Annotated in this window: 1 protein-coding gene; it reads right to left on the bottom strand. The window is 59.0% G+C overall.

The window, feature by feature from the left end:
* Nucleotides 1–1,001, bottom strand: a 1,001-nt coding sequence (locus D6877_RS15670) for a DNA recombination protein RmuC (RefSeq protein WP_130911377.1), incomplete at both ends; no start/stop codon positions are given.

Raw genomic sequence — 1,001 nt, 5'->3', positions numbered from 1 at the left:
GTCATCGCCCGCTCGAGCAAATCCGCCGGCAAGCTCTTGCTCGCCCGCGCACCGAGCAACTTCAACTGCTCACTACGACTGACCAGATTGCCGCGCCCTTCTGTGAGCTTGTTGCGCGCCGAGCTGTAAGCCTTGTCCAGTTGCTGCAGACGATTGCCCACTTCGTCCAGATCCTGAATAAACAACACGAACTTGTCGTACAGCCAACCCGCGCGCTCAGCGATTTCCCGGGCATTCTGGCTCTGCCGTTCCTGCTTCCACAGACTGTCGATCACCCGCAGCGTGGCCAACAGCGTAGTCGGACTGACGATCACGATATTGCGGTCGAAAGCGTCCTGGAACAGCGACGGCTCAGCCTGCAATGCCGCAGAAAACGCCGCCTCGATCGGCACGAACAGCAAAACGAAATCGAGGCTGTGCAAGCCTTCCAGACGCTTGTAATCCTTGCCGGCCAGGCCTTTGACATGGTTGCGCAGCGACAACACGTGCTGCTTGATCGCGATCTGCCCCAACGTGTCGTCATCAGCCGCAACATATTGTTGATAGGCCGTGAGACTGACTTTCGAGTCGACCACCACCTGCTTGTCGCCGGGCAGGTAAATGATCACATCAGGCTGGAAGCGCTCACCGTCCGGGCCTTTGAGATTGACCTGAGTCTGATACTCGCGGCCCTTCTCCAGACCCGCGTGCTCAAGAACGCGCTCGAGGATCAATTCGCCCCAATTGCCCTGGGTTTTCTGGCCCTTGAGCGCGCGAGTCAGATTGGTGGCTTCGTCGCTCAGACGCAGGTTCAACGCCTGCAAACGCTCCAGCTCCTTGGCCAGCGAGAAGCGCTCGCGGGCTTCGGCCTGATAGCTTTCTTCAACGCGTTTTTCAAAGGACTGGATGCGCTCTTTCAACGGATCAAGCAACTGCCCGAGCCGCTGCTGGCTGGTTTCGGCAAAGCGCTGCTCACGCTCATCGAAGATCTTGCCGGCCAGCTCGGCGAATTGCGCGCGCAG

Source organism: Pseudomonas sp. Sample_9 (assembly GCF_004307535.1).
Lineage (GTDB): Bacteria > Pseudomonadota > Gammaproteobacteria > Pseudomonadales > Pseudomonadaceae > Aquipseudomonas > Aquipseudomonas mercuritolerans.
Note: the sequence above shows the minus strand (reverse complement) of the source record. Positions and strands in the feature narration are given on the sequence as shown.